Origin of the sequence: uncultured Methanobrevibacter sp. (assembly GCF_902771435.1) — an archaeon.
Lineage (GTDB): Archaea > Methanobacteriota > Methanobacteria > Methanobacteriales > Methanobacteriaceae > Methanocatella.
In genome coordinates this window covers 1-2,811 of sequence record NZ_CACXXB010000083.1, presented here as the reverse complement: position 1 = coordinate 2,811, position 2,811 = coordinate 1, and the positions used below count along the sequence as shown (strand labels likewise).

The 2,811-nt window shown below is 35.1% G+C and carries 1 protein-coding gene; it reads right to left on the bottom strand.

The window, feature by feature from the left end; translation table 11 throughout:
- Window positions 1-107 precede the first annotated feature (107 nt).
- Window positions 108-2,811 (bottom strand): right-handed parallel beta-helix repeat-containing protein (locus QZU83_RS10555; RefSeq protein ID WP_295611944.1); only part of this gene is annotated, 2,704 nt, incomplete at its 5' end.

Sequence of the window (2,811 nt, the reverse complement as noted above, 5' to 3'; positions counted from 1 at the left end):
CATAGATAACATTAACATTAACAATTTGAGTTAGGAAAATAGCTTTGAAAATTGTTGTAGTGTATATGAAAAAATAAAAAAAGAATAAATATGCAAAAACATATTTATTAAGTTGGAATTTCACTGTCCGGAACGTCATATGTGGAAGTGATCTTGAATGTCCTGTATGTGGAATCAATCAAGGACCCTACAGAAATTTCAATGACGTTATTGGACTCATTGTAATTGCCTGCATCAAATATGAATGAACCTACACCATTGACAACATTGAATTTGACTTCAATTTCTTTTGCTGTTGCCCTGTTTAATGTTGCATACAACTCAAATTGCGCAAGATTGGATGCAACTTCTCCGTTTTTATAGAATACCACACTATAGTTTCCAGGAGCATTGCAGGTGAGATTGTCGAACTTGATGGCAGTTGTGCTGATTCTTGGACACATGGTTCCATAGCCAACAACTCCTGTGTCATAATCCCATGTTACGAGACTGTTTGTACCGTACCAGTTAGGATCCAATTTTAGCCTTAATGACTCATTCCATTGACCAGGACCATAAATGCCTTCAGGATTTGCACTCATTTCCCCTAAAATCATCATACTAGGACCTCTTGCATTTCTGTAAATTGCATTATCAGTTACAATAGGTTCCACAGCATTTTCTGCAAGATCATAAGGAGCATTGAATCTCATTCCTTCCAGAACATTATCGGTTATTGTATTTTGGGTAACGACAATTCCTGTTGAGTAATTTGCATCTAGAGAAATACCCAAATGATTCCAGGCAATATGATTGCGGTTGATTGTTACATTAACGGCGGAATTATTCAAGAATATTCCATATCCTGAAGGACCTTCAGGCACTGTCATGATATACAAACCTGTTTGCTCTAAAATTTCATTGTTAATGATTTCTGTATTTGCAACTCCAAATCCATATTTTATACCGTAATTGTTTTCCCTGATTACGTTATTGTCAATGGTCAACTGTTTTGAGTGTTCGGCAAAAATTCCGCTTTCAAACAATGAAATCGTATTTTTCAATAGTTTCACATCAGATGAATCTGAAATGCTTACACCGTATCCTGGCATGTTAACGGTTCCGTTGACATACTCTTCGGTTTTTGATTCATCCAGATGATTTACAATAAAATTATTAGACAACATTACATTTTTGGCACCGTTAATGTCAACCGCATCGCTGGAGTTTCCAAAAATTGCAAAGTTAGTGATATTCACATTATCTGCTTTGATTGTTAATGTCGGATTATTTTCAATTGCATTCAAAATGGTTTTTTCTTTTGAATAGATATTCAATTGCTTGTTAACTGTTAATGCAATATCAAAGTAATAATCCCCTAAAAATTCAACATTGGAGTTATCAGGAGCTGAATTCAAAATATCCTGGATTTGGGAATTCGGCAGGTTTCCATCAACAAATATTACACCAGACTGGTTTAAAATTGTAATCCTGTTTGTATTGGAACTTTCCCTGTATTTATCATCGCCGGCAAACCTAATAGTTATTTCAAATGAGTTATCTGCATTTAAATCCAGTTTGATTTGACCATTCTCATCGGTTGCTTTTGAATAAACCGCATTATCAATTGTATATGTTAATGTCTTATTGGCCAATGGATTTCCGGAAGCGTCCTTTAGAGAAATTTTGTAATCCTTTTGAGAGTCAAATGAATATGTCCTGTCATAACTTTCAATAGCAGTATCCAATTTTGAAACATTAATATTACCGGTGGCTTTGGATGCCTTGTAAATTGCAGTTCCCTTATAGTTTACAACCACAGGATATGTTTTTTCGTCGGCTAAATTTACAGACAATGTTGCCCTACCTTTGCTGTCAGTTGTCTTGGTATAGGTTTTTCCATTGAATTTGATTGTTAGTTTCTGTTTGGACAAAGCCTTTCCAGTGCTTGTCTTTAAGGTTACAGTGTAGGTTTTAGCTTCATTTGGAAGAACAGAAACTGCAGGAGAGGTAATTTTGGTTGCTGTTTTTGCAACTTTGATTTTACCTGTGGATGAAGCTTTTTTATATATTTTACTTCCTTTATAACTTGCACTGACCTTATAAGTCTTTAAACTGGAGAATTTAACTTTAACACTGACTTTTCCTTTGGAATTTGTCTTTTTAGTGTAAGTTTTGCCATTGAGTTTAACGGTTACTTTCTGTTTAGCAATTCCTTTTCCGTTTCCGTCTTTTAATGTGACGGTATATGTTTTGGATGTTTTTGGAGGAATTGTTACACTAGGAGCTGTCAATTTGGCGGTTTTTGATGAATATTTAACAATGATCTTATTTGTTTTTGAAGCTGCCTTATACTTGTCGTTTCCGGCAAATTTGACAGTTATCTTATATGTTTTCTTATTTTTGGCAAATTTCAACTGAACTTTAGCCACACCTTTGGCATTTGTCTTTTTGGTGTATTTTTTGCCGTTGACTGTGAAAGTTACCTTCTGTTTTGCAACAGCATTGCCTGATCCATCCTTCAATGTAACTGAATAATATTCGGCCATTTTAGGAATCATGTTCATGTTAGATGCGATGATTTTTGTTGACTGCTTTTTGACATTGACGTTTGCCTGTGCACTGCATCCCTCATAATCTGCTTCATCGCCAGGATATGCGACTTTGGCAACATAGCTTCCCTCTTTTGGAATTGATACTTTAATTGTTGCCTTTCCATTATTGTCAGTTACCGGAGAATATTTTTTGGAATTGAGTTCAATGTTAATGCTCTCACCAACAACAGGATTGCCGTTAGTGTCCATTAATGTAACTGTAAATTTCTGATTGGAA